The following is a 26,079-nucleotide window of genomic DNA, read 5'->3' as shown; positions in this document are numbered from 1 at the left end:
CGCTCTTAGGGTCAGGCCTTGAATATTGAATCATTCAACATTCAAGGCCCCCGTTGAGGCGGCATAGTCCTGCTTTGGTAGTGCCTGATCAGGCGCTCCATTTCTCCTTGTTTAACCAGTTGCTCGATAGCCCTTTGCAGTGATCTCAGAGTGGTCGCTGATACTTTTCGGTTCAGGGCCAAGTAGTTTTGTCCGATAAAAGAGATATCCATTACAGTTTCGACATCTGCCCTTGTTCTGCCATAGGTAGACATCCAGCTACCAATGACTTGCTCAGACCCAATGAGCAAATCTATTTTTCCGGCTAAAAATAACGGAATAGCATCTGTTTTTCTGGTAACCAACAACAGGTTCTGGCCCAAAATATAGCCTTGTTGGTGCAGATACTCTTCAAAGATATCGCCATGAGTAACGGCAATGCCAAAGGCTTTTGCTTGTTCCAAATCCAGCGGATTCACTTCAGGCCTGCTTTTTAGTCGGTACAAATACGTGGTGGAAGAAGCCAGAGGTCCGATCCAGTGAAACTGCGGTTCTCTTTTGGGGGTTCGTGCTGTCGAGAATAAACCGCTTTCAGCTTTGTGCAAGGCCGATTCGTAAGCCCTTAACCAGGGTAAGGACTCGAATGTACAAACCAGTTTGGCTTTGGCACAGGCCTGGCGCAACAGATCGGCGTTCACACCCTGCACTTTGTTGTTTTCTGTATAGTTATAAGGAAAAAATTCTTCAGTAAAAAGTACCAAAGGTTCAGCCACTGCCACTGGACAGAACAACGAGATGTAAAGCAGTCCCAGGTAGCTGCGCATGGGCGATCCTAAAAATTGCCTGATGTATTGACATTAATTGCTTAAGGAGGAAAGTCAAGGCCAGCTGAGACTGATAGTTCAGGTTCGACAGAAGACAAATACTTTGCTTAGATAAGCTCAGGGCTTGCAGAAAATCCAGGTATTCATTCAGTACATAACTAAGCATGACTCTGGGCTTTGCTTCATACATAGGATTGAGTTAGTGAACTTTGAAACATTCGACACAGATTTTCCCAGATGCAGATTTGTTAAATCCTTACTCTGGGCCGGTGTACTATGAAAATTGCAGTGATTGGTGGTGGTATTAACGGTTTATCTTCAGCCTGGCAACTGGCTTTGGCTGGCCATCAAGTGACTTTGTTTGAACGCGATGAGCTGATGCAGGCAACCAGTAAATCGTCCTCCAAATTACTGCATGGTGGTTTACGTTATCTGGAGCAGGGCGAGTTTCGGCTGGTGCATGAAGCTTTGCAGGAAAGGCGTTGGTGGCTGAAGAAAGCGCCACATTTAACTAAAAGATTACCGCTGTTGTATCCCATCTATCAGAACGGCCAAAGACCGCGTTGGCAAATCAAAATGGGTTTGTGGCTTTATGACGTGCTGAGTGGTAAAAAAGGCATAGGCCGCCATCGCTGGCTGACGGCAGAACAAGTAAAACGCTGTTCACCTGATATCAAGACTCAGGGGTTAACAGGGGCTTATTTGTTTTTTGATGGCCAGATGGACGACAGAAAACTGGGGCTCTGGGTGGCTGAACAAGCCATTAAAGCCGGAGTACAAATTCATCAGCATTGCCCTGTCCGTCAAATTACGGCGACAGGTGGAGTCTTTGCCGGCAATAGCTCCGACTGGCAAGTATTTGATCTGCTGGTGAATGTGGCAGGCCCATGGAGTAATCAGTTGCTGGAGCAGTCTGAACTGCCCGTACAACAAATGTTAGATCTGGTGAGGGGTAGTCATTTATTGCTGCCGCCTGTCAGCCGTTATGGTCATATGCTGGAAGTGCCGGGCGAGCGCCGTATTGTGTTTGTATTGCCGTATCAAGGGCAAACTTTAGTGGGCACCACAGAAGTGCGGCAACATCTGGCAGAACCTATAGAGTGCAGTGACGAAGAGCAGGCATATTTATTGAAACTGTATAACCACTATTTTGACACTCAATTGTACGAAGCTGATGTGCAAGGTAAATTTGCCGGAGTGCGGCCATTATTAGGTGGCAGTGACAGCGCCAGCACAGCCAGTCGCGAATACGCGCTGAATTGGCAACAGCAGTTATTGACAGTTTCGGGTGGGAAATGGACTACAGCCAGAGCTTTGGCCCTGACTGTAGTGCAACAGGTGCAACAAAAGCTGTTATAAATCCAGCGCCAGTATTTTTGAACGGCGTTGGTAGTTGTACAGTTGTTGTTTTTTCTCTGGCAAGTCCTGCACAGTCACCAGTTCAAAACCATGCTCCTGGAACCAGTGAATACTGCGGGTGGTCAGTGCAAACAAGCGATAATACTTACGCTGCCGTGCCAACTGAATAATGTTTTTTAACAAAGCGCTGCCGCGGTCAGCATCACGGTAATGCTCGTGTACAGCTAAGCAGGCAAATTCGCCGACATTTTCTTCCGGGAATGGATAAAGCGCAGCGCAGCCAATAATTAAGCCATCGCGCTCTATGACAACAAACTGATCGATTTCTATCTCCAGCTGTTCGCGTGAGCGGCGCACGAGTAAACCTTGCTGCTCCAGCGGCCGGATCAAATCCAGAATACCACCGATATCAGTAATACTGGCAGCGCGCAAACGTTCTGCGGCTTCAGTGACAATTTGCGTGCCTATACCATCCCGTGAGAATAACTCCTGCAGCATGGCACCATTTTCGCCATAGCTGACTAAGTGACAACGTGGCACGCCAGCACGACAGGCGGTAATAGCAGCATGCAGAAAAGCCAGAGTAGCTGTGCAGGCATCTTCTTTCTGTTCCATTTGCCACATTAAGTGTTCGGCATAATTAGGCATCAGTTCAGCGGTAATATCACCGTCGTCAGCCACAATACCGCCCGCTTCGTTAAAACCGATAATTTTTTCCGCTTTGAGTTTAATCGCCACTTGAGTGGCAATTTCTTCGGCGGTCAGGTTAAAGCTCTCGCCTGTGACAGATGCTGCAACAGGGCCCATCACCACAATGCCGTTATTATCCAACTGACGTCGAATACCCTGCACATCGATGCGGCGCACCCGGCCGCTATGTAAATAGTCGATGCCGTCGTCGACACCTAAAGGCTGGGCTATGACAAAGTTGCCGCTGACTACGTTGATTTGCGCATTGTGCATAGGGGTATTGCTTAAGCTCATCGACAAACGTGCGGTAATATCCAGCTGCAAAGCCCCTGCGACTTGTTTAATCACCGAAAAAGCATCGTCATCCGTAACCCGGATACGATTGTGGTATTCGCAATTTAACCCCGCCTTTTCCAACGCCTTATTAATTTGTGGACGGGCACCATACACCAGCACTATTTTAATGCCGAGGGTATTAAGCAAAGCTATGTCATTAATGATGCTGCGAAAGCCGGGCTGATCTATGGCTTCGCCACCCAGCATCACCACAAAGGTTTTGCCACGGTGAGAATTCACATAAGGGGCGGATTGACGAAAGCCATCAACAAGTTCTGTAGTGCGCACTATGGTTTTGTTTCCTTCTGGCAAAAACAAAAAATAAGACTAGGGCTGCCTTGTGACAGCAATACGACAGCCAGTTAAGCATAGCAAAATAATGCAAAAGCTAGGGCTGACGCTGTATGGGCAGTATAAATGAGCGCGCACTTTAAACAATTTTGGATAAATAACCAACAGTTAATTTGCATGGGGGCTGTGTTTTTGTGAAAGGTATTTCATATCAATGGTTTACGCCTTGCTTTTGAATTGCAGTATGCATTTTTGTGGGTTGTTATGTTTCTTTGCTGCATGAATATTAATTTAATCCATTAAAAAGGGCAGGCTGGATGCTGTTGCAAAGTGGCTGCAGCGATTTGACGTAAAAACTGTTGTTGTTCAGAGCTTAAAGATATTTGCGGAACATAGGCCATCAAGTCGGCATTGTTACCCGTAATGCTTTGGTAAAACACCAAAGCGGTCAGAAAAGTACCGGCCAATGCCGCATGATTACCATCGGCTTCATGCAGCACCATCTGGGGTTCCTGTTGCCACACTTTGTCCCAGGCCAGGCCAACAGGTGCAATACAACCAGGTTCAGTCGCTACTATGGTTTGATGCAACTGGTGTACGCGGCTCCCTTCAGTTCTATGACCGTCCTGACCATGTTCAGGAAATAACACAGGGGTGGCGTTTTGCGCCTTTACTGCCCTAAGCCACATCAGGCTGTCATCTATTGGATAGCTGTTCAAACCTGTAGTGGAGTATTTCTGACCCTGTAAGATGACATGAGTCCATCTGCGCGATTGCATAAAAGCCAAATCCACTTTGTTGTATAAACGCTCATCCAGGTAAGAACCACCAGCCGCTACTGTGATATCCACTGTCACTCCGGGTCGTCCAATCAAAATGAGTTGCCGGATCAGCCCGGTCAAATTGTGGGAGCGTACATGGCTGTTGCCAAACACCAAAATTTGATACTGATCGACATAGCGGTTGTCCGGCACTTCGGCGCCCACAGGAAAGTTAGTGCCTATTTGCTGCGGGTCTCCCTGCACAGCCTCGCCCCCACCACAACCCGTTAGCAGAGTGCTTAGTATGAAGATGCCGCAGATGAAAGCGACTAATGGTTGATGGAAAGAACCCATAGATCAACTCCTGTGTTGTCAGCGCAAAAAAACAAAACCCAGAATGAACCCGAGGGTAGAGAAAAACCTTACTGTTAAAGGAGAAAAAGCGGATAAATAAGTGACAAAGAGATACCTCAGGGTCAGGCCTAGAATGTTGCATAAGAAGCAAAGCAGCTCTATCCATGTCGGCAGAATACTCTCCATGCAATGGACTATGCGAGAAACCTAGTACTGAACTTAAGGGATCGTTAAATTTTATTGTGGTCAATTGCAATTCAGCCATGCTGTTCTAACCTGATTGTATCTTTGCTCGAATTCACTCCTTCATACCTTACACTCTCAACGCCGCGTACTCAGAGGTAAATATGGCTATGCAACAAACATCAGGACCTCGTTTAGAGACTTTTGCCGCGACCTTATACCAGTATTGCCCTATGCTGGAGCTCAATCAGGATGGCTTTATCAAAGAGGTTGATCAGCCTTTTTGCGATTTATTAGGCTACAGTGCCGCTGACTTAGCGGGTAAATCAATCCGTCAGCTACTGGACCCTTCTGGTCATGATGTTGACTTCGAGTACTGGTGGCAGGGCATTCGCAATGGCAAACATGTTTCTGCTGATTGTTTGTTTTATAAAGCAGATGGTGGCACCCAGTATTTGCACGCTTCATTTTTGCCGCATTACAACCAGGAGGTATTGGAACGCATTCTTTGTATTGCCTGTAAAGTGACGGATAACAGCCATAAAGCTTTAGAAGATAACGCTAAACTTATCGCTATTAATAATACTCAGGCAGTTGTCGAGTTTAAACCTGATGGCACAGTGGTGACAGCAAACTCTATTTTTCTGGAAAAAATGGGTTATTTGAAAACCGAAGTCATAGGCGAATGCCAACGCATGTTTTGTTTACCTGAGTTTGCCAGCAGTGCTGCTTATGATGAGTTCTGGCAAAAACTGAAAGAAGGTAAAACGCAAAGCGGAGAATTTGAACGCCGCACGAAATCAGGCGATATTATTTGGTTTAATGCTGTATTTAGTCCGGTGTACGATCAGGAAGGTACTATCTATAAGGTGATAAAAATTGCCCGGGATATTACGCGGGACAAACTTAAAGCGTTGGAGGAGCATGCCATGCAGCAGGCTCTGAATCATAGCCTTGCTTTAATAGAGTTTGATTTACAGGGCCAAATCCTCAGCGCCAATAAACGTTTTCTCGAGGTGATGTCTTATAGTCACGAACAATTAAGACACAAAAATCACCGGATTTTTGTGTCTGATGACTATGCCAATAGCTTCGATTATGAAGTGTTTTGGCAAAAACTAAAGGCTGGTGAAGAGCAACAAGGTGAGTTTCATTATTACGATAGTCGTGGCATACCTGTATGGTTTCAGGCGAGTTATACACCGGTTTTGGGCATAGATGGGCTCCCCTACAAGATTGTTGAGTTGGCTATAGACATCACCGCTGACAAACTAGCGGCACTGGATAACAAAGCACGTTTAACAGCGATAGACCGTGCACAGGGGATTATAGAGTTTGATACCCATGGCGTTGTTCTGGCTGCAAATACCAACTTTCTCAAGGCGACTGGCTATAGCGAAACAGAAATAAAAGGCCAGCATCACAGACTATTCGTCGACAAAACGGAAGCGCAATCGCAGGAATATAAAGCATTTTGGTCGAAGTTAAGTAAAGGAGAGACAATCCAGGGGGAATTTTTGCGATTGAATAAATCCGGTGGACCTGTTTGGCTACAAGCTAGTTACAACCCGGTGTTCAATTTAGATGGTCAAGTTGTGAAGGTGGTTAAATTTTGCACCGACATTACGGCGGAAAAGTTACAACATTTGGAGGTTCAGACTCAGCTCGATGCCGTTTCAAAAAGCAACTGCTTGTTTGAGTTTGATCGGCTTGGTTATATTCAATCGGCCAATGTCTTATTTGAAAAAGCGCTCGGTTACAGCAAGCTGGATTTAATTGGCAGAGCCGAAAATGATTTCTTATATGACGATGAACGCGATATAGCACAGCACCAACATCTCTGGACTTTACTGCGCGACGGTAAATCTAGTACCACAGAGTTTCGTTGCAAAGGCAGCAGAGGTGAGGTGTGGTTTGATGCGGTATTCAGTCCGCTTATGGGACTGGATGGCCAGCTCCATAAAGTGTTGGTACTGTGCAAAGACATCACGGATTTAAAACGTGAACGGATGGATAACGAAGGAAAAATCACGGCTATTCAACGCTCTCAGGCAGTGATTGAATTTGACGTGCATGGCAAAGTGTTAACCGCTAATGATAACTTCTTAAACCTGATGAATTACAGGTTAGAGGATATCCGTGGCATGCATCATAGGATCTTCATAACTCAGGATGAAGCTGCATCCACTGAATATCAGACATTTTGGGATCATTTGGCGCGTGGCGAATATCAAAGCGGTGAATTTAAGCGCCTGACCAGAACAGGGCGGGATGTTTGGATTCAGGCAACCTACAATCCGGTCTTTGATCATATGGGTAAAGTCGTCAAAGTAGTTAAATTTGCCAGTGATGTAACCGAGCTGAAACAGCGCAATGCAGAGTTTGAAGCCAAGGTTGCGGCTATCAATAAAGGTTTGGCCGTGATCGAGTTTGACTTAGATGGGAATGTACATAACGCCAACAGAAATTTCCTCACCGCTATGGGCTACACGTTACGTGAAGTACAAGGTCATCATCACAGCATTTTTTGCTCCGCAGAGTACACACACAGCGAAGAGTACCGCAGTTTCTGGCAACGATTGAATGAAGGGGAATTTATCACCGGGCGTTTCCACCGGGTCGGTAAATACAATCGTGATGTGTGGATCCAGGCAACCTACAACCCTATTTTTGATTTAAATTGCAAAGTAACCAAAATCATCAAATATGCCTATGATGTCACCAAAGAAGTTCAGCTTGAACAGAGAATAGTGCATCAATCTGTACAGATGTCGGATGAAATGGACGCGCTAGTGCAAGGTATGCAGCTTACGGATCAAAAAATTAATGCAGCTCGACAACAGGCGGAATTTTTTCTGGCCTCGGGTCAGAAAGGAAAAGCGTCGCTGGAGCATTCTTTAATCTCCTTGCGAGAGATGCACAAAAATCTGAAAAAAGTACAGGATATTTTGGAAGTGATTACTGACATTTCCAATCAAACGAATTTATTGGCTTTTAATGCCGCTATCGAGGCCGCTCGTGCCGGGCAGCATGGGATTGGCTTCTCTGTCGTGGCCAGTGAGGTAAGAAAACTTGCTGAGCGAAGTTCCTCTGCCACCAGAGAAATTACCCTGCTGATCGACGCGTCGCTGCAGCATTCAGAGACTGGAGAACGAGACTCAGTCGAGGCACAGCAGCAATTTGATACTGTGGCCTCAGCCGCGATGCACACCAATACAGAGTTTGTTGGTATCCGTAGCTTGGCTGAACAACAATCTGTTGCAGCCAGCAAGATTTGCAGCATTATCGACCATATGAAAGCCGTAACGGGGGTGTAAATGTCTCTGTCGCAAGTCGGTATTGTCAGGCATGGTCCCTGGCATTTGGCTTTACCCATAAAAGAGCTGATTGAAGTTATTCCATGTCAGGCTCTGGAGGGCTGGCCCTCGGCCAATAAAGCCATCCGCGGTTGTATCGACATTCGCGGTAATGTAATACCTGTCATTGATCTGTTGCAATATTACCACCAGCAGCCAGCAAGGCTGAATAGTGTTGCTGTAGTGCAAATGCACGCTGGTGTCTTTGCCTTTGTTACAGAAGCTGTGGAAGGCATAGTGGCGCTTGAAGAGCTTCATGTTACAAGCACAGCGCAAGAGCTGGCATTACCTGGCAATATTATCAAAGGCGGCTTTTATCGGGAAGACTGTAAACAAACAGTACTGCTGCTTGATGCGGAAGCTGTGGTGTTGAGTCTGCACATTCCTGTGGTTAGTTTTCAACGCCAAGTGGATGTGCATCAGAATAGGCCTCTACGCTCAATGATGCTGGCCCGATGCGGTCAGCTCTTTTTTGCCTTGGACGCCATAAGTGTCTACAGCACAGTACTCAATCCAGAGATAGTGCCGATGGATGTACAGAATGATTACCTGATTGGCGCCATACTTTTTCAGCAGGTAAAAATTCCAGCTGTAGATTTTTTAGCCTGGTGTCGCTTGAATAGCAGAGTAAAACACCGAACTAACCAGGCTTTTGTCATCCAGTTGGATACAGGCTTTGTTGCTTTACTGGTTGAAGAAATTATTGATGTTGTTGAAATGGCCGCTACTGAAACAGCAAGTTTACCGCCCATGAGTCTGCCATTTCAGGATAAATTTAAAGGCTTATTTTGTAACAAACAATTTGGTTTTAGCGCTTCAACCAATGAGCAAATGACCGACTATTTTATTGAAGTAGATGCGGAAAAGCTCCTTGTTGATCAAGAGTTAAGTGCTATTGCAAAAGCTACAGCGCAGCAACAAAACAACACGCAAGCAAGTTACTCCGGTGAAGATCTGGTTATTTTTGAAGCGGGAAGTGAACTGTCTGTTCCCTTAGTGCAGATCGTCGAAATCTTGCCTTGGCAGTCTCATCAATTTTGGCAACAAGATGCGGAATCGAGCTGCGGTTTAATGTTATATCGGGACAGTGCTATTAGTGTTTTTGATTTAACACGTTTATTTAAACTGGATGCTGAGCAAGATTCAGCCAGAACAATGATTATTCTGGTGGTTGAGGAGCAAGGTCACCGCTACGGCTTTGCTGTGGAAAAATTAACAGGTATTGAAAAAGCAAAAACAGCTATTCAGTTTGGCATCGACGAGTCATCAGCACAAAATATCCGCACCGCAGTGGTCAAAATTAGCAGACCAAAACAACCTATGGTTACTTGTATCGATTTTTCTAGTATTTGTAGTCAGCTCATTCAGGGAATTGTACCTTCGTTAGCCTTAATCAAGCAGTCTGATTAAACCAAGGGCGTCAGGCCTTGCATGTTGCTGAAGCAGCAAAGACACCCAATCCTGATAGTACCGGGCTTTAGCACAGCAGTTTTTAACTGCATCATCTGGTTGTTTTTTATGTTCAGGTCGTTGGGGGGCGCCTATGACCCACCCGCACTTGAGTACTCAGTCATGAGTCAGGATGAAAACTCTGGCCGCGCTAAGCCGTAACCAGAGTTTTAAAATCAATCCAAAATTATATGCGGCAAAAAGCGTGAACTGTCTTTGGTGATCAGTGAGTTATCTTCGCGAATACCAATACCAGCAGCGCTGTTGCCTACCACCCAACTGCCGATCATGGTATAGCTGTCGCCAAATTTGGGTAACGGCTGGAATTTTTGGCGGATAAAGGGTGAGTCGGCGTATGGGCCTGGCTCACTGATTTTTTCGCCGCTTGGAGTCACTAATTCAACATTAGCACCTTCGCGGGAAAACAGCGGTTTACGCACCCAGCCCGCACCAAAACTTTGGCCTGGTTGTTCAAAATGGCTTTCCAGCAAATTCGGATGGCCTGGATGTTTTTGCCACAGCAAAGGCAATATACCTTTGTTCGACAGCAACATTTTCCAGCCCGGTTCCAGCCACTGGGTTTGGCTGCTTAAGATGACGGACGCAAAGTCTTCCTGCAGCATAAACTCCCATGGGTAGAGCTTAAACAAGCCCTCTATAGCGTAACCGTCCAGATCCACCAGTTGACCACTGGCTTCACCCAGCTGTTCCAGTTCGATAAAACGGCTGTCGAGTCCAGCTTGTTTAGCAATATCCATCAGATACATCACTGTGCCTTTGTCTTCGATACTGTTGGCTACAGAAGCAAAATACAAAGGATTAGCCAAAGGCAACTCAGCAAAAGCGGCTTCAAGCTGGTCTTGCAAGGAGTTAAACTGATCAGCACCTTGTGGCACTTTACCGCGCATCAGCTGATCTTCCAGCCAGACCCACTGGAAAAAACCAGTTTCAAACAAAGAAGTTGGGGTGTCGTAGTTCAGCTCCAGCAATTTAGCCGGGCCATTACCGTCGTAGACTAAATCCAGCCGGCCGTATAAAGACGGCGCTTTGTTGCGCCAGGAGTCGGCAACAAAATCCCAGAACTTCTCTGGTATAGCGAGCTGCTGCAGTTTTTCTTCATCGCGGATCACATAGTCCACCAGGTCGACAGCCATTTGATGCAGCTCTTCTGTAGGCTGTTCTAAATCTTGTTCTATCTGGCTCAGGTTAAACTGGTAATAGGCAGTTTCATCCCAATAGGGCTCTCCATCAAAGGTATGGAATTCAAAGCCAACAGATTCAGCATAAGAGCGCCAGCCGGGGCGCTCGTCACAAGCTACTTTTTTCATGCGTTTTTAACCACCAAAACTACTGGCTGAGCTGGAGCGTTTTTGTGCCTGAGCACCAAAGCCACCTCTATTGACCATACCAGCTGGTTTAGGTTGAACTGAGGACGGTTTGATATAGGTTGGGCCCACACCTTTAGCAACAGGCGTATTGGTTGCAGTACGGAAAGTACTGCGGTCGTCCCTTGATTTATACAAAGGCTGCGCCTGCACCGGCTGCTTTAGTTGGCCGCCTGAACGGTTCAACATTTGGCCTGCTAAGAAGCCCATCATCATGGGCATAAAAAAACCGCCACTGGAGGCCTGAGCTTGTTGTGGCACTTGTTCTGTGCCTGCAGCTGCTGCGGCCTGAGCCGGAGTTTCACACTGGCCTACCCCAAAGTCCGTTTCACAAGCGGCTTTGTCTGTGTATTTAGGCGCAACTTGCGTATGCATAGCCAGGGCCTGGCCTAAATCTGCGCGGCACTGCTCAGGATTATAAAAAGCTGCGCATTGATCGACAGTTTCAAAAGCGGCAGTTTGTACTGCCTCTTCCTGACCACAGCCTGCCATTAAAAAAGTTGCAGTAGGCACCATTAACACTAAAGCTGCCTTTTTACTGCGTTTAAGCACTTTTTGTTTCATCAGTGACTCCTCAATAGGTTATGCAGGTTAATACGTCATGCTGGCTGAGTTAATCAAACCTATGGCGATAGAACAACCAGCAGAAAACACACCAGCCGCGACCTCGCCTTTGTTAATACGTTCCGGCAGTTGTTTCAGCGCAAAACGTACTACGCCAAAAGTGAGCACCTGCACCACCAGAGCTATAGCACCCCAGATGGCACAGTCGGCTAACGACAGTGAGTGAGTGATAGCGCTGGATAATGGCAAGGCAAAACCAATCAAAGCACCGCCAAAAGCCACAGCGGCAGCACTGTTATTTTCTTTAATTAAGGCTAATTCGTCGTGTGGCGTGATCCAGGTGTAAAAACGACAAAACAAAGCCACCAACAAAATGGCCAGAAAAAAGAAACTGATAAAGTCTGGGAAACCTGCCACAGAGGCTAATAAAGTATCACTCATTATAAAATCCTTTCTTTAAGTTAGTGTGCTCTGCCGATGATCCAGAAAAGCCAGGCAAAAGGCAACAACTGAATCCAAAGGTTTGTTGTATGAATCCCTTGATGCAGCAAGTTCTGGACTATGCTCAATAGGTCAATCGAATAACTAAGTTACTGATCTGTTAAGGGGCTTGTTGCTATGTTAAATCAAATGTCGGTAAAAATCCGCTTGTTGTTATTGGTCTGTATACCATTATTAGTGTTAGTTGCCATTAGTTTGATTTCGGTCAGGGAAATGGGGCATTTAAGTGCAGGTGCCACCAGTATTTATGAAGACAGGGTGGTGCCACTGAAACAAATTAAACAAGTGGCTGATGCCTATGCGGTAGCCTCTGTTGATTTGCTACATAAATACCGGGGTGAACTGATCACTGCTTCTGATGCAGTGCAGCAGTTGCAGCAACAGTCGCAATTGGCTGACCAGGTGTGGCTGGCCTATCTGGCGACCAGCTTAACCGCAGAAGAAGCCAGGCTGGCCGACAAAGCTAAACAACAAATGATGGTGTTTCAACAAAAGTTGCGCACCTACCAGCAGCTGATAGCGGACGGTTCATTGATAAAACGCAGCGGGCAGGACTTTAATTCAGAGCTTTATCAACTGGCAGATCCTTTAAGTGCCTCTCTGGCTGGTTTAATTGATATTCAGTTGGTAGAAGCGGAAAAATTTAAGCTACAGGCTGCTGCTCAGTATCAGTTTTTTATGCAGTTATTTGTGCTCGCCTTACTGCTGGTGTTGCTTTGTTTGGGCGTCTTATCCTGGTTAATTTATCGATCTATCCACAATCCTTTGTATCAATTGCAGCAAACTATCTCTGTGGTTGGCGATCAATCTGATTTGAGGGTGCGGGCCGATGTCACCGGCACTGACGAAATTGCATTGACCGCAGTTGCCTTTAACCAAACCATCAGTCGTGTGCACCGCTTTTTCACCGAACTCTCCGATGCGGTGTCGCAGCTGGCAGCCGCCTCAGAGCAAATGAGCCAGATCAGTCAGCAAGTCAGTGGCACAGCGTTTGAGCAGGAACAGCAGGTCAATCTGATTGCGACTGCAGTGAATCAAATGTCGGCTGCTATTCAGGAGGTGGCAGGCAGCGCGCTGGCAACTTCAGAGCAAGCGAATGACGCCGACCAGAAAACTCAGTTGGGCTATCAAAAAGTCATTCACAATGTAGGTTCTATTGAACAATTGTCGACTGTGATTGATGGTGCCAGCTTGGTGATAGAGCAATTAAATGGTGAGTCGGAGAAAATAAGCCAAGTGTTGGCTGTGATCCAGACTATTGCGGGTCAAACCAACTTACTGGCACTGAATGCGGCTATTGAGGCTGCCCGGGCTGGTGAAGCTGGTCGGGGTTTTGCTGTGGTTGCCGACGAGGTCCGTACTCTGGCGACTAATACGCAAAAAGCCACAGAATCTATTCGCGCTATGATTGATAACTTGCAAGCCTCTGCCCGGGATGCTGTGCAGGCGATGGCACAATCGGGCCACTATGCCAGCGTTAGCGTGGCCACGACTAAGGAAGCTGGTGTGGTGCTGGAAGATATTAAATCTGCTGTGGCTACCATAGTGGATATGAATGTACAGATATCCGCAGCCACAGAAGAGCAAACCCTGGTGGCGGAGGAAATTAACAAAAATATTAGCGAGTTCAGTGTCAGTATCGGCGAAATCAGCCGCAGCGCGACCCACAGCGCGGATGCCAGCGGTGCACTGGCTCAGCTGGCTGCCCGATTACAGCAGCAGGCCTCGTCCTACAAAGTATAAATGTCTGAACGCCAGAGCTTGGATGGATCGCAAGCTCTGCGCCTGTATTACCTAAAGCAGTGCAATGGCACCGCACTGCTAAACCTTCCTCATTCGATGAAATCAAGCACTATGTCTGTTAAATGCTAGCAAACTGCGGCAAAACTCCTGATCTGCGCTTTGCTGTTTTGTGCTTTTTTAGTGCAAAAAATACCTGTTGCACTGCTTTATAGCGACAGTCGGGGTCTGAATACGTATTCATGTTGTGAGCCGCCTCAGCTTGGTTAATAACTGTTCACGGAACATTTTATAAAAACCAGAGCGTCTTCTGATCTTGTGGTACAGGGAAGCTCCATAACAATCCAAATTGGGGACAAGAGGCATGTCAAACTATAAGCATAGTTTGCTGACGCTTGCTATTGCTGCTGCAGGTTTTAGTTGCAGCATCAGCGCGGCAGAGGCAAATCAGCAACTCACACAACAGCAAGATCAGGTCAGTGCGGGTTCGAACACCAGCAAAACCAGAGAAGAAGTTGAAGTCATTGAAGTCAAAGGCTTTTCTAGCAGTTTAATCAAGTCACTGAACGATAAACGTTTTGCCGACACCGTAGTTGAAGCTATTTCTGCAGACGATTTAGGTGCTTTGCCAGATGTTTCTATGGCGGATGCCTTAACTCGTTTACCTGGTATTTCTGCGGTGCGTACCGGTGGTCAGGCGTCGGAAATTAACATTCGTGGTATGGCTGGTGGTTTTGTGTTTTCTACCTTAAATGGTCGTGAGCAGGTCTCCACCAGTGGTAAACGTAATATTGAATTTGAACAATATCCCTCTGAGCTGATCTCATCCGCAGCAGTGTATAAATCTCCAAAAGTGTCACTGATTGAAGGTGGTGTGGCTGGCACTGTCGAGTTAAAAACCGCCAGTCCATTAAAAGCCAAAGAAACCCATAATTTCACAGTCAACGCCCGTGGCATGATGAACGACAGAGCCGATGAAATTCCAGGTGGTCAGGAAACAGGGGATAGGTTGAGTTTTTCTTACCAAGGCAAATTTTTGGAGGACACATTAGGCGTAGCTCTGGGTTTTGCCCGTTTGTATCAACCCAGCGTATCTACTCAATTTGTTGGTTTGGCCTATAACAAACAGCTGGATGTCGATGGTATTGATGAAAGCTCGCCGAATGAGCTGATCAGTGAGGGCTTTGAGATGCAGCACCGCGGCGGTGAAGAGACCCGCAATGGTTACATGGCTGCTATTGAATGGATCCCTACAGACAAGTTAACGGTGAAGGCCGACGCTTTTTTATCTAAGTTTGACACTGAAGCCTTCGCCCGCGGCTTTCGCGTCAAGTTGGAAGGGGACAGTGCTGCTATAGGTAATCCGGTGCTCAATGACAATCTGGTTATTGGCGGTACTTTTAACCGTAAAACCAATGGTAATACCAGAGTTGAGCTGGTGAATGATGACAATACCGACAATGACGAAGTGCAAAGTTTCGGTTTTAATGTTGATTTTGAAGCAACAGACCAACTGACGTTAAACTTCGACTTATCGCACTCTTCTGCCGACAGTGTGTTCAAAAACGGTTTGTTGTGGAGTTTAGTGGCTGAAGACGCCACTGTGGCTAATCCTGTGCTGGATAGCAATGTGTCCATCAGTTATTTACTGAACGGTCTGAATCTGCCTGATGTAGGTTTTAATCAGGAAGCAGCTTTTACTGATATCGACAGAGTGATGGTCAGTAAATATGGCATTTACCCTTACATCAACTCAGATGAAGTGAATGCGATTAAGCTGGATGGAAAGTACGAGCTTGAAAATGCAGGCTTTATATCGTCTATAGAGGCTGGAGTGCGCTACACAGAGCGTGAATACTCCAACGACCGCCAAGTGTTTGAATATGGCTCAGACGGTGCTTTTTTAAGTTCACAGCCACCGCTGCGTTTAACAGACGATATGGTTGAGATGGTAGATTTCAGTGGTAATTTCTCTCACTTTCCAAGTTATCTGGCTATTGATTTAAATAAAGCGCTGAACGCCTGGTTCCCGCAAGGTATACCGCAGCCAGTACAAACCTGGGGAACAGGAAAAACAGGGGTTCTGGAATCTCAACGTGTGACAGGAGGCCCTGACACAGCCTGGTCTGTGCTACAAAGCGGCGAAGTCTATGAAGATGTGATGGCTGCTTATGTCATGGCCAATCTGGACACTGAAGTATTTTCTATTCCTGTTACAGGGAACATTGGTGTGCGTATGGTAGAAACCAAACAAAACGCTACTGATTTAACAAATGTGGGTGGGGACGCTACTTTAGGTGCGCAGAATATTACCGATGAAGCAGGTTTGGTGAATACCCACTACAAGCCCAGTATTATTGGTCAGACCTACAGGGATTATCTGCCCCAGTTGAACCTGAACTTTGCACTTACAGACAGCGATCAACTAAGGTTTGCGGCGGCGAAAGTGATGTCACGTCCACCTATTGACCGTTTAGCCTCCAATACCAGTTATACAGTGGATACTCTGACGGGGCAGGTAAATGGCTCCAGTTCAAATAGCCCCTTCTTAAAGCCTTTTTATGCCACTCAGTATGATCTCTCTTACGAGAAATACTTTACTGAAACAGACGGTGCTTTTGTTGCTGCTGTATTTTACAAAAATATTGAATCTTTCATTAACACCTTCACTATTGCTGATTTTGACTTCAAAGCAGCAGGCTTTCCTATCCCTGATTTTATAGTCCGGGAAAACGGCTCCACCATAGAGACTAAACCTGGCAATTACACCACTGCAGTCAACAACGACAAAGGTGGCTACATCCGTGGTGCTGAAATTGCCTACACCCAGGTATTTAAATTTCTGCCGTCCTTTTGGCAAGGCTTAGGTTTTAGTGGCAGTTACTCTTACACCGAAAGTGAAATTCAACAGCAAGTCAGCTTAGGGGCTCAGACTATAGATATTACCTTGCCCGGTTTATCGAAAAACGTCATGACAGCGACGCTGTTTTGGGAATACGAAGGTTTTGAAACCCGACTCAGTGGTCGTTACCGCGACAACTTTGTGTCTGAGCAGGTGGCTGTAGAAGCTCAGACCGTGAACTTTGATGGCGAAATGGTGTTTGATTATCAGGCCTCATATCAGATAAATGACAATTTGGGCGTGCTGTTCCAGGTGAACAACCTGACGGATGAACCGACCAAAAGTTATTTTGGCAATGAAGCCAACACAGGCACTATCCAGTTTTTTGGCCGCCAGTATTTTGTTGGTGCGAACTATAGGTTCTGACCTTGAGTGACAGCTTCAGCACTCAGCCTCAGAGCTGGTGCTCGTAACAAGAATTGATTGGAGTTCGATAACTATGTTTCAAATCATAAATAGCTTAAAGCTGGCTCTCTTGGGGCTGGCTGCGCTGACACTGGCCGCGTGCGGCGGTGGTGGCGAGGATTCTGTAGAAGGCGGTACTAAACTGCTGACCTGTAATGTGCCACAAATTCCGAATGCCACAGGTACAGCCTGTATTGACCCACCGCCGATAAAATGTAAAGCACCTACAGTGCCGGATGCAAAAAATGAAAGCTGTATAGTTGGGGTTGACCCCAATGCGCCTGAGCCGGCGTTTTTCCCTGCTCCTGGTCAGGCTGCGTTGTTTTATAAAAGAGCAGACGGCAACTACAACGGTTACCGTTTACATACCTGGAATAATGATGCCTGCGATGCCTACAAAGACAGTTCTTTGGCAGCATCCTGGGACAATGGTCTGGTCCATACTGCGGTCGACCCGAACTATGGTGCTTACTGGGTACTGGAGTTAAAAGATGGAGTGGCTGGTGTGGAAGGCGCCTGCGGTAACTTCCTGATCCATATAGGTACGGACGACGCTGGCAAAGAAATGGGCGGTGGCGATCAGAAGATGCCACTAGGGCCTAAGTCAGATGAAAAGTTTGCCCGGATGAATTTTACATTCTCAGGCGTGAATTCAGTGTTTGAGTTTCCTTTGCTGGCCTTAGGTGTATCCATCGCAAACTCTGCGGCTCATTGGCTTGATGCGAACACTTTCGTCTGGAATGTGGACCGCACTATGGCTACAAAGGTGCAATTACACCACTCAGCGAATGCTGATTTAGCTATAGATGATGACGATAAGCTCAATGGCCAAACTCTGGTGCTGGAAGAAACTGAACTGACAGATGCACAAAAAGCCAAGGTTCCGCATTTAGCCGACTGGCCAGCGTACCGCAGCACTATGACAGCGGAACAGGCGAAAACCATTGTAAAAAATCAGCTGGTGTTGTCCGCCCATGATGCAGAAAACAAACTGGCAGCGGCAAGTTATGTGCAGGCCGCTAAGGTATTAGATGATTTGTACACCAGTGGTGACGACGATGCCGATGAAGCCACTTTAGGGCTCAGCTATCAGGGGGATACAATCACTGTAGCTCTGTGGGCTCCTACAGCCAGAACTGTGGCGCTGAAACTCTATAACGCTGCAAAAACTCTGACTGCAACTCAGGCCATGACCTTAGATGCAAAGACTGGCATTTGGAGTTACAGCGGTACCAAAGCCAATCTGGATCGTAACTTTTACCGTTTTGAAGTGACTGTGTATCATCCGGCCACGAAAAAAGTAGAAACAGTGGAAAGTACCGACCCTTACTCGGTCAGTTTGTCCACCAATGGTCGTTTTAGTCAATTTGTGAATTTGGCCGACGAAGATTTAAAACCTGAAGGCTGGGCAAACCGAACTATTCCAACCGTTAAAAATCCTGAAGATACAGTGATTTACGAAGGTCATATTCGTGACTTCAGTATCCGTGATACCAGTGTCAGCGAAGCGAACAGAGGGAAATATCTGGCCTTTACTGAAATGGACAGTGCGCCCGTTATGCATCTGAAAAAGCTGGCGGAAAGTGGTGTGACGCATTTTCATATGCTGCCTGCCACTGATATGGCCACGGTGAACGAAGATGTCACTAAAAGAGTGGAAATTACCGACACAGTAGGCCAGTTATGTGCGGTCAATGCTGCGGCTAAGGTCTGTGGTCAGGAAAACGCAGCTACAGTATTGCTGGACTTGCTGAAATCCTACCAGCCCTCTGGCGAACTGGCTCAGCAGTTAGTGGCTGATATGCGTGCGACTGATGGGTTTAACTGGGGTTATGATCCACATCACTTTAATGTGCCTGAAGGCAGCTATGCATCGAATCCTGAAGGGGTAGCCCGCATTAAAGAAATGCGCGCTATGAATCAGGCTTTGCAAGAGGTGGGTCTTCGTGTGGTATTGGATGTAGTCTATAACCACACCAACTCGTCCGCTGTATTTGAAAACTCAGTGTTCGACAAAGTAGTACCTGGTTATTACCACAGATACAATCCAACAACAGGGACTATTGAACGTTCAACCTGCTGCGAAAATACGGCACTTGAGCATAAAATGATGGATAAATTCGTCAAAGACTCGTTGGTGTTGTTGGCTCGTGAATATGGCTTTGACGGCTTTCGTTTTGATGTTATGGGTCATCATCCGAAAGCTGATATTTTAGCCGCTCGTGAGCTGGTACGCGCTGTAGACCCTGATACCTATTTTTATGGTGAGGGCTGGAATTTCGGCGAAGTGGCGGATGATCGTTTATTTGAACAAGCGCGTCAGGCCAATATGGCCGGAACTGAGGTGGGTACTTTTAACGACCGTATCCGGGATGCTGTGCGCAGTGCGGCGTTATTTACAGAGAAGAATGAAGATGGTGATCGTCAACAGCAAAACTATATTGAAATTGGTCTGGCCGGTAGCTTAAAAGATTTTGTGCTGGAAGATCACCGTGGTAACACAGGTATGGCCTCAGGTGTCAACTGGAATAGCCAGCCTGCTGGTTATGCTGAAGATCCTGCCGATATTATCAACTATGTGTCCAAACATGATAACGAAGCGATTTGGGATAAATTACAGTTGGAATTACATAATGCCGGCGTTGATTTAAGCCTGGAAAACCGGGTCAGAGTGAATAATATTGCTTTGGCCATTCCTGTGTTAAGTCAGGGTATTCCATTTTTACAAATGGGCGATGATTTGCTGCGATCCAAATCTTTAGATCGGAATAGTTATGATGCAGGCGACTGGTTTAACTTTGTTGATTTCACTAAAGAAAGTAATAACTGGAACATAGGCTTACCTTTGGCCCAGGATAATCGCGCCAACTGGTCGGTTATGGCTGCAGTGTCGACCAAAGCCAACGCTAAAGCAGGTCGCGATGAGATTGAGTTTTCATCGGATCTGTTTAATGAATTCCTCAACATTCGCAAAAGCAGCAACTTGTTCCGTTTAACCACAGGGCAGGATGTAATAGAGCGTTTAGGTTTTCATAACATAGGTAAAAATCTGACGCCGGGCTTGATTGTGATGAGCATAGATGATGGTACTGGCCTGACCGATCTGGATCCTGAGCATGATGCTGTGGTGGTGGTGATCAACGGTACTTCAGAACAACTTTCCCATGCTGTGCCTACAGCCAAAGGTTTTGAGTTACATCCAGTTCAGGCCGCTTCAGCAGATTTGATGGTGCAGGAGGCCAGCTTCAGAGAAGCCGCGACTGAAGGTACTTTCACTGTTCCGGCCTATACAGCAGCGGTTTTTGTGAAACCGCAAAATGGTGCTCAGGGCGAAGGTTTAAAAGCTGATGCGACTATGGGAGCTCCTGATTTTGCTCCTTATGGTTTAACCACAGTTTATGTGCGTGGTGCTATGAACGGCTGGGGTGAAACTGACGCCATGAGTTATATTGGCGATGGGGTATACAGTGCCACTATCACTATTGCGGCAGGTGACTATGAGTTTAAAGTTGCATCAGCTGACTGGTCCACTGTGGACTTTGGCTCAGGCAACCAGCAAGTCACTTTAGGTGCAGCCAAAACCTTAAGTCGTGGTGGTTCTAACCTTAAAATTACTATCCCTAAAACCTCCAGTTACACTTTTACCGTCAACGCTGCTTCTGCTGAAGCTCCTGTGATCACAGTGACTGAATACGTGCCTTATGGGGCCACTACTGTCTATCTGCGTGGTAGCCTGAATGGCTGGAGTGAAAACAATCCACTGCAATACGATGGTGATGGCGTCTATAGCGTCACAGTGAACCTGGCTGTAGCCGAACATGAGTTCAAAATAGCCTCTGCAGACTGGTCTACTGTGGATTTTGGCTCAGCGGATCAAAGTGTCACGCTCAACACAGACAAAGCTCTGACAAGAGGTGCTTCCAATCTGAAACTGCAAATTGCCGAACAGGCAGATTACAAGTTCAGCTTCAGAGCAACGGACCCTGCGGCACCATTGTTGAGAGTTAGTAAAGTCGAATAATTAACTACAAAGTCAGGTCTGATGCCTTTTCTTCACGGGCATCAGACCTTTATTTAACCTGAACTCGGGATAACGAGTGTCGACCTCTGTTGATTTAATCAATAAAATCAGAGAAGTAAAAGTATCTTTTCAAAAAGCAAAACTCTTTTCTGACTGAATGTGCAGATTTTTATGGATCTCAAGGCGCTTTGTCGTACGCCATCGCAAGCTATGGCTAGACAGAGCAACGCAGAGAGGCGTAAAAAGATGCCTATTCAGTGGCGCGGCTTATCCCGAGTTCATCAGGATAATTATCACAGTATCAGTTCCTATCCTTTCATTACTTCCATACCAATACCCTAGTCAAGACCCTGTAGCGCTACGTATCCCGCACAGTGAGTATGCAACTGCGCCAGTTTGATTATCAGCAACCTTGGGTATTTGAGGTCGGATGAAGACGTCGCTTGCCATCTGAAAAACAAAGCCCGCGAAAAGCGGGTTTGTTATTGAGTCGAACGCTGCACTGAGAGTGTATTTTTCAGGCTCTGGCAAGTAACTGCTCAATACTGGCCTGATGGCTAGGTAGTTTGCCGACAATGTCTGCCACTATCAGTTTCAAATCAGTCATAAACTGCTGGAGTTTCTCTGCTGGTACCTGATTGGCAAGCGGATGATAATACTGAGGTTTTAAGTTTTGTCCCAGCATCACTTGTTGCCATGCCACTTCACTGAACAGATCATCCTGCTCACGTTGCACTACCGCACTTTGACGAAACAGCTCCATTTTGTGGCTAAGGCTGTCAGGGATACTCATAGTGCGGCAGTAGCGCCAGAACTCGCTATCATCTCTTTGCGTCTGGTGGTAATGCAGAATAATAAAATCCCGAATTTGCTCAAACTCTGTGACAGACTGTCGGTTGTATTGGTCGCGCTGGCTGGCATAGTCTGTTGTTGATGGAAACAGCTTTGCCAGCCGGATAATTCCTGATTGAATTAAATGCAAACTGGTGGACTCCAGCGGCTCAAGAAAACCGCTGGCAAGGCCTAACGAAATACAGTTTTTATGCCACTGCTGTTTGCGTCGTCCAGTGGTAAAACGTATTGGACGTGGCACGGCCAGAGCCTTCCCTTCTAAATTGCTCAGTAAATGCTGTTGTGCTGACTCATCGGATAGAAAGTCACTGCAATACACCACACCATTCCCAGTGCGGTGCTGCAGTGGAATACGCCATTGCCAGCCAGTCTGATGTGCTATAGCTCTGGTATAAGGGACAGCAGCGCTGCAGTTTGCACTTGGCACCGCCAATGCTCTGTTACATGGCAGCCAGCGCGACCAGTCTTCATAGCCTGTTTTGAGAGTTTGCTCTGCCAACAATGCTTTGAATCCTGAACAATCAATAAATAAATCGCCCTGAATGACTTGTCCGTTTTCCATCACCAATGTCTGGATATCGCCGCTGGTTTGATGCTGGGTGACAGAGGCAATTTTTCCTTCAATACGTGTAACGCCTTGCTGTTCGCTCAGTCTTCTTAAGGTGGCAGCATAAAGCGAAGCATCAAAATGATAGGCGTAACTTAACTGTTTAAATGGTGTGCCGGGGAGTTGGTGTAGTGGTGCAAATTTATTGCGGCGTGCAGCCTGATAGCAAGGAGAATAGTCCCAGTAACTATCAGTGACCCCTTGCTGTTGCGCCCTTAGCCAGAAATGATGAAAGCTGGTCAGCCCTAAGTCTTTGCCAATATCACCAAAGGCATGCATATACTTATCACCCTGCTGACCCCAGTTTTCAAATTGGATCCCTAGTTTAAAGGTCCCTTGAGTTGCTCGAATAAAATCGGCTTCTGTAATGCCTAAAGCCTGATTAAATAATAAGATCGGCGGTATTGTGGCTTCGCCCACACCAACAATACCAATCTCTTCAGATTCAACCAGCGTGATTTGCAAATGATGGGGAAAAAGTTTGGACAACATAGCTGCAGTCATCCAGCCGGCAGCTCCTCCTCCGGCTATAACCAAATGTCGTATTGGTGTAGGCATGTATATCTCCAGATATAAAAAAGGCCCCTGAGCCAAGATACAGCAGCAGGGGCCTCTTCGGCAGTTTTGTTATTGCTTACAGCTTATAGCTGATGCCTAACATAAAGTTGCGACCGTAGTTTTGGAAGTCGCGTACCTGACGACTATCACCATTCTGGTAGGTCACGAAAGGTTCGTTGTTCAGGTTACTCACCTGGAACAATACAGATAAACCTTCCAAACTTTCAATATTGGATTCCGAGAAATCATAGCCGATTTGAGCGTCGATCACAGTTTCAGCTTGTACGCTTACCGTCTGACGAGTCAGACTGATACCCGTCACTTCGCCCAGGAAATCTGAACGGTAGCGGGCACTGGTGCGAACCTCAAAGCCTGAATTCTCATAATACAGCGTCGCATTCACAACTTTTTCCGATAAGCCCGGTAAAGCAGTTGGTGCGCTGCTGGCATTCTCTTTTACTTCACTGTCCGTGTATGAGCCGCTCAAAATAGCGCCAAAACCTGTCAGAGATTGATGCAGCATTTGGCCCGTCACTGACAAGGTTAATTCCAGACCCTGAACATGGCCACCGTTGCCATTTTTAGGTGTGCTGATATAACCCTGACGTAAGTTAGGCTCAGCCCCTGTCACAGGTAAACCTGTGAAGTCATAGAGCTGCTGTTCATTAAAGATGTAGTTTTCCAGATCTTTGTAGAAGACAGCTGCAGCAAAGTAACCATCATCACCAAAATAAGTTTCGTAACTCAGATCGTACTGGCGAGCCATCCATGGACGTAAAGCCGGGTTACTGCCGCTTGCACTCCAGGGGGAGGCGTTGATATCAGTATTTTGCGCTCGGGTGATGTCGTAGTTGTAACCGTTACTGGCATTCATACGGTCCATGCGTGCGCGGGCCAGGGTGCGTGCAGCTGCGACACGAACAACCTGCTCATCTGCTACTTCAAAACCAAAGTTGAAGCTAGGTAGCATTTCCCAGTATTTATCGCCACCACTTACCGGTGTGGCTACGACATAACCTGCGCTATCTTTTGTAGTGGCAAAACCACTAGAAGACTGGTCAGTGTGCACGGCCTGCAGACCAAAGTTGCCTTTAACAGGGATCCCTCTTACTTCGCTTTCAACATTGGCTTTTGCATAAGGTGTTAAAACTTTTTCTGTGATATCCCAGTTGTTTTGCACCCGGCCAGTATCATTTAACGCATCATTGGTTTCGTTATAGAAACCGTCACGATATAAAGCCAGTGAATTGTATGCCAGCATGTTACCCATGCCGATAAAGTCCAGCGATACATCGGGTAAACGGTAGTTGGCAGGTACAGCAACGTCTGCCGGGTAATCTTTAAGAGTCAGATATAAACCTGTATCACGTTTTGATTTCTCTCGGGTGCTGCTGTTGATACCAAATTCAACAGAACTGATAGAGCCTTGCTCAAATACCCTTTTTGCTGTCAAACGCACGGCGGACAGTTCATCTTCAACATGAGGCGTGTTGATAAAGCCATCCTGTGCATTACCAGCCACAGTCAAGCCGTTACCCCAGCTTAAAGGGCCGCCTAATTTCATAATGTCTGTGTCTGAGTAATCCAATGTAGGGGTAAAACGCATTGAGCCATCAGCGGTATATTCAAAGGCAATGTTGTCTGCAACACCGTTTTGATAGCCGCGACCACTGCCGCTGTAGCTTTCTAAACCAAAATCTGTGCGATCTGCTTTTGAATAGCTCAGGTCCGTCTCAACAGACCACAGGTCTGTTAACTGCGCTTCAGTATTCCAGCCAATAGCAATAGTGTCCGCATCACGCATATTGACATCGTTACGCATCACGACTTCAACGTCGTTATAAACACCTTTGGTCACTAACCCATTATCGCTGGTGTAACCAGGTTGTAAGGTATTGCCCTGAGGACCCCAAATGAAAGGTAATTCAATACCACGCAACAACTGAGTGTCGTTGAATTTCGAATAGTAAACATCGACCATAGTGGTGACTGCTTCGTTTGGTTTGTATTCGACAATACCTAACCAACCATCCCGCTCCAGTTCGCTTGAACGTACGAAGGGTTTTGCACCGCCTATAGAAATATTATCATCACCGGAACCAGTGTAACCCCAAGCATTCCAACGTTCTTCCTGGTTTGGAGAAACCATTTTTGCATAACCGAAAGCTATACCTACAGTGTCATCTAAAAACTGGTCTATATAAGAAAAGCTGCCACGGTAGCCATTTTCTGTGCCGTCCGGATTGAGTGAGCCTAATGAGTTTCGCTCCCCACGCAAGTTGACGACCATAGTTTGCTCACCATGAGCTAATGGGCGGATAGTTTGCATGTCGATGGTGCCACCAATGGCTTGCGCCATCACTGAAGCATCCGGAGTTTTATAAACGACAACGTTGCTCATCATTTCAGATGGGTATTGATCGAATTCAACACCACGGTTATCGCCTACTGTAACCTGTTCACGGCCATTGAGGGTGGCAGTGGTGAAATCTGGAGCTAAACCACGCACTGAAACTACGTTAGCGCGGCCGTCGAGGCGTTGAGCTGCCAAGCCTGGTAAGCGAGCTAAAGATTCTGCAATACTCATATCAGGCAGTTTACCTATTTCTTCAGCTGATACGGCTTCAACAATAGATGTTGATTCCATTTTTAAAGCCTGAGATTGTTGCAAACTGCGACGGATACCACGAACTTCGATCACTTCGACTTGATCTTGAACTTGATTTTGCGCTTCTGTTGACTGAGTCTCTTGTGCAATAGCAACTGAACTCGCTCCTGCAGCTACTAACGCTATGGTCAGCATATTGAGTTTGAAATTCTTCATTCCTTATCCCCGGTGTGTTGTTTTTTTATGTGCTTCTGACGCTATGGTTTGGTCTGCGCTTTTGCACTATGGTGTTAGCCCATTAGCTTATTAAACTTGTTCGAGTCACATCTCAACATGAATACGTATTCATGTTTT

At 46.5% G+C, this 26,079-nt stretch carries 14 protein-coding genes; 6 read left to right on the top strand and 8 right to left on the bottom strand.

The annotated features are described in order from the left end of the window. Nucleotides 1-41 precede the first annotated feature (41 nt). On the bottom strand, nucleotides 42-803 hold the full coding sequence (locus tag EMM73_RS15840) for a substrate-binding periplasmic protein (protein WP_127687778.1): 762 nt from the start codon (nucleotides 801-803) through the stop codon (nucleotides 42-44). A 276-nt stretch (nucleotides 804-1,079) separates the two neighbouring features. Here EMM73_RS15840 and EMM73_RS15835 point away from each other — a divergent pair, with 276 nt between their 5' ends. After that, nucleotides 1,080-2,162 carry a glycerol-3-phosphate dehydrogenase/oxidase gene (locus EMM73_RS15835; RefSeq protein WP_127687777.1) on the top strand — a complete coding sequence of 361 codons (1,083 nt, stop codon included), beginning with the start codon at nucleotides 1,080-1,082 and terminating at the stop codon, nucleotides 2,160-2,162. On the opposite strand, the gene argA is transcribed toward EMM73_RS15835, so the two are convergent. Both argA and EMM73_RS15825 read right to left on the bottom strand, forming a co-directional pair. Next, on the bottom strand, nucleotides 2,157-3,476 hold the full coding sequence (gene argA, locus EMM73_RS15830) for an amino-acid N-acetyltransferase (protein ID WP_127687776.1): 1,320 nt from the start codon (nucleotides 3,474-3,476) through the stop codon (nucleotides 2,157-2,159). The two genes, EMM73_RS15835 and argA, sit on opposite strands and share 6 nt — an antisense overlap. 302 nt (nucleotides 3,477-3,778) lie before the next feature. Beyond that, entirely contained in the window at nucleotides 3,779-4,594 is an 816-nt protein-coding gene (locus EMM73_RS15825) for a hypothetical protein (protein WP_127687775.1), read from the bottom strand. Between the two features lie 353 nt (nucleotides 4,595-4,947). On the opposite strand from EMM73_RS15825, the gene EMM73_RS15820 reads away from it, so the two are divergent. Together EMM73_RS15820 and EMM73_RS15815 are read left to right on the top strand one after the other, a co-directional pair. Beyond that, nucleotides 4,948-8,094, top strand: coding sequence for a methyl-accepting chemotaxis protein (locus tag EMM73_RS15820; RefSeq protein WP_186435259.1), 3,147 nt, complete (start codon nucleotides 4,948-4,950; stop codon nucleotides 8,092-8,094). After that, nucleotides 8,095-9,543: a chemotaxis protein CheW gene (locus EMM73_RS15815; RefSeq protein WP_127687773.1), complete on the top strand. Its 1,449-nt coding sequence runs from the start codon at nucleotides 8,095-8,097 to the stop codon at nucleotides 9,541-9,543. Nucleotides 9,544-9,758: 215 nt separating this feature from the next. Here EMM73_RS15815 and EMM73_RS15810 read toward each other — a convergent pair whose 3' ends face one another. From EMM73_RS15810 to EMM73_RS15800, 3 genes are read right to left on the bottom strand one after another with little or no spacing between them, the layout of a single operon-like run. Beyond that, nucleotides 9,759-10,910: a glutathionylspermidine synthase family protein gene (locus EMM73_RS15810; RefSeq protein WP_127687772.1), complete on the bottom strand. Its 1,152-nt coding sequence runs from the start codon at nucleotides 10,908-10,910 to the stop codon at nucleotides 9,759-9,761. Nucleotides 10,911-10,916: 6 nt separating this feature from the next. Further along, on the bottom strand, nucleotides 10,917-11,531 hold the full coding sequence (locus EMM73_RS15805; RefSeq protein ID WP_127687771.1) for a DUF1190 domain-containing protein: 615 nt from the start codon (nucleotides 11,529-11,531) through the stop codon (nucleotides 10,917-10,919). A gap of 27 nt (nucleotides 11,532-11,558) precedes the next feature. Next, the gene (locus EMM73_RS15800; protein ID WP_008899223.1) at nucleotides 11,559-11,972 is read right to left on the bottom strand and encodes a DUF350 domain-containing protein; all 414 of its coding nucleotides are present in this window, start codon (nucleotides 11,970-11,972) and stop codon (nucleotides 11,559-11,561) included. Between the two features lie 177 nt (nucleotides 11,973-12,149). On the opposite strand from EMM73_RS15800, the gene EMM73_RS15795 reads away from it, so the two are divergent. The 3 genes from EMM73_RS15795 (at nucleotide 12,150) to pulA (ending at nucleotide 21,100) form a co-directional block, all read left to right on the top strand. After that, nucleotides 12,150-13,775, top strand: a complete 1,626-nt coding sequence (locus EMM73_RS15795) for a methyl-accepting chemotaxis protein (RefSeq protein ID WP_127687770.1) — start codon at nucleotides 12,150-12,152, stop codon at nucleotides 13,773-13,775. Nucleotides 13,776-14,136: 361 nt separating this feature from the next. Beyond that, complete coding sequence (locus EMM73_RS15790) at nucleotides 14,137-17,040, top strand: TonB-dependent receptor (protein WP_127687769.1); 2,904 nt, start codon at nucleotides 14,137-14,139, stop codon at nucleotides 17,038-17,040. 73 nt (nucleotides 17,041-17,113) lie between these two features. After that, a complete protein-coding gene (gene pulA / locus EMM73_RS15785) occupies nucleotides 17,114-21,100 on the top strand; it encodes a pullulanase-type alpha-1,6-glucosidase (RefSeq protein WP_127687768.1) in 3,987 nt (1,328 codons plus the stop codon). 517 nt (nucleotides 21,101-21,617) lie between these two features. On the opposite strand, the gene EMM73_RS15780 is transcribed toward pulA, so the two are convergent. Both EMM73_RS15780 and EMM73_RS15775 read right to left on the bottom strand, forming a co-directional pair. Further along, nucleotides 21,618-23,117 carry a tryptophan halogenase family protein gene (locus EMM73_RS15780; protein WP_127687767.1) on the bottom strand — a complete coding sequence of 500 codons (1,500 nt, stop codon included), beginning with the start codon at nucleotides 23,115-23,117 and terminating at the stop codon, nucleotides 21,618-21,620. Nucleotides 23,118-23,193: 76 nt separating this feature from the next. Further along, nucleotides 23,194-25,941, bottom strand: coding sequence for a TonB-dependent receptor (locus EMM73_RS15775; RefSeq protein WP_127687766.1), 2,748 nt, complete (start codon nucleotides 25,939-25,941; stop codon nucleotides 23,194-23,196). Nucleotides 25,942-26,079 lie beyond the last annotated feature (138 nt).

It is taken from the genome of Rheinheimera sediminis (assembly GCF_004005375.1).
Classification (GTDB): Bacteria; Pseudomonadota; Gammaproteobacteria; order Enterobacterales; family Alteromonadaceae; genus Pararheinheimera.
Note: the sequence above shows the minus strand (reverse complement) of the source record. Positions and strands in the feature narration are given on the sequence as shown.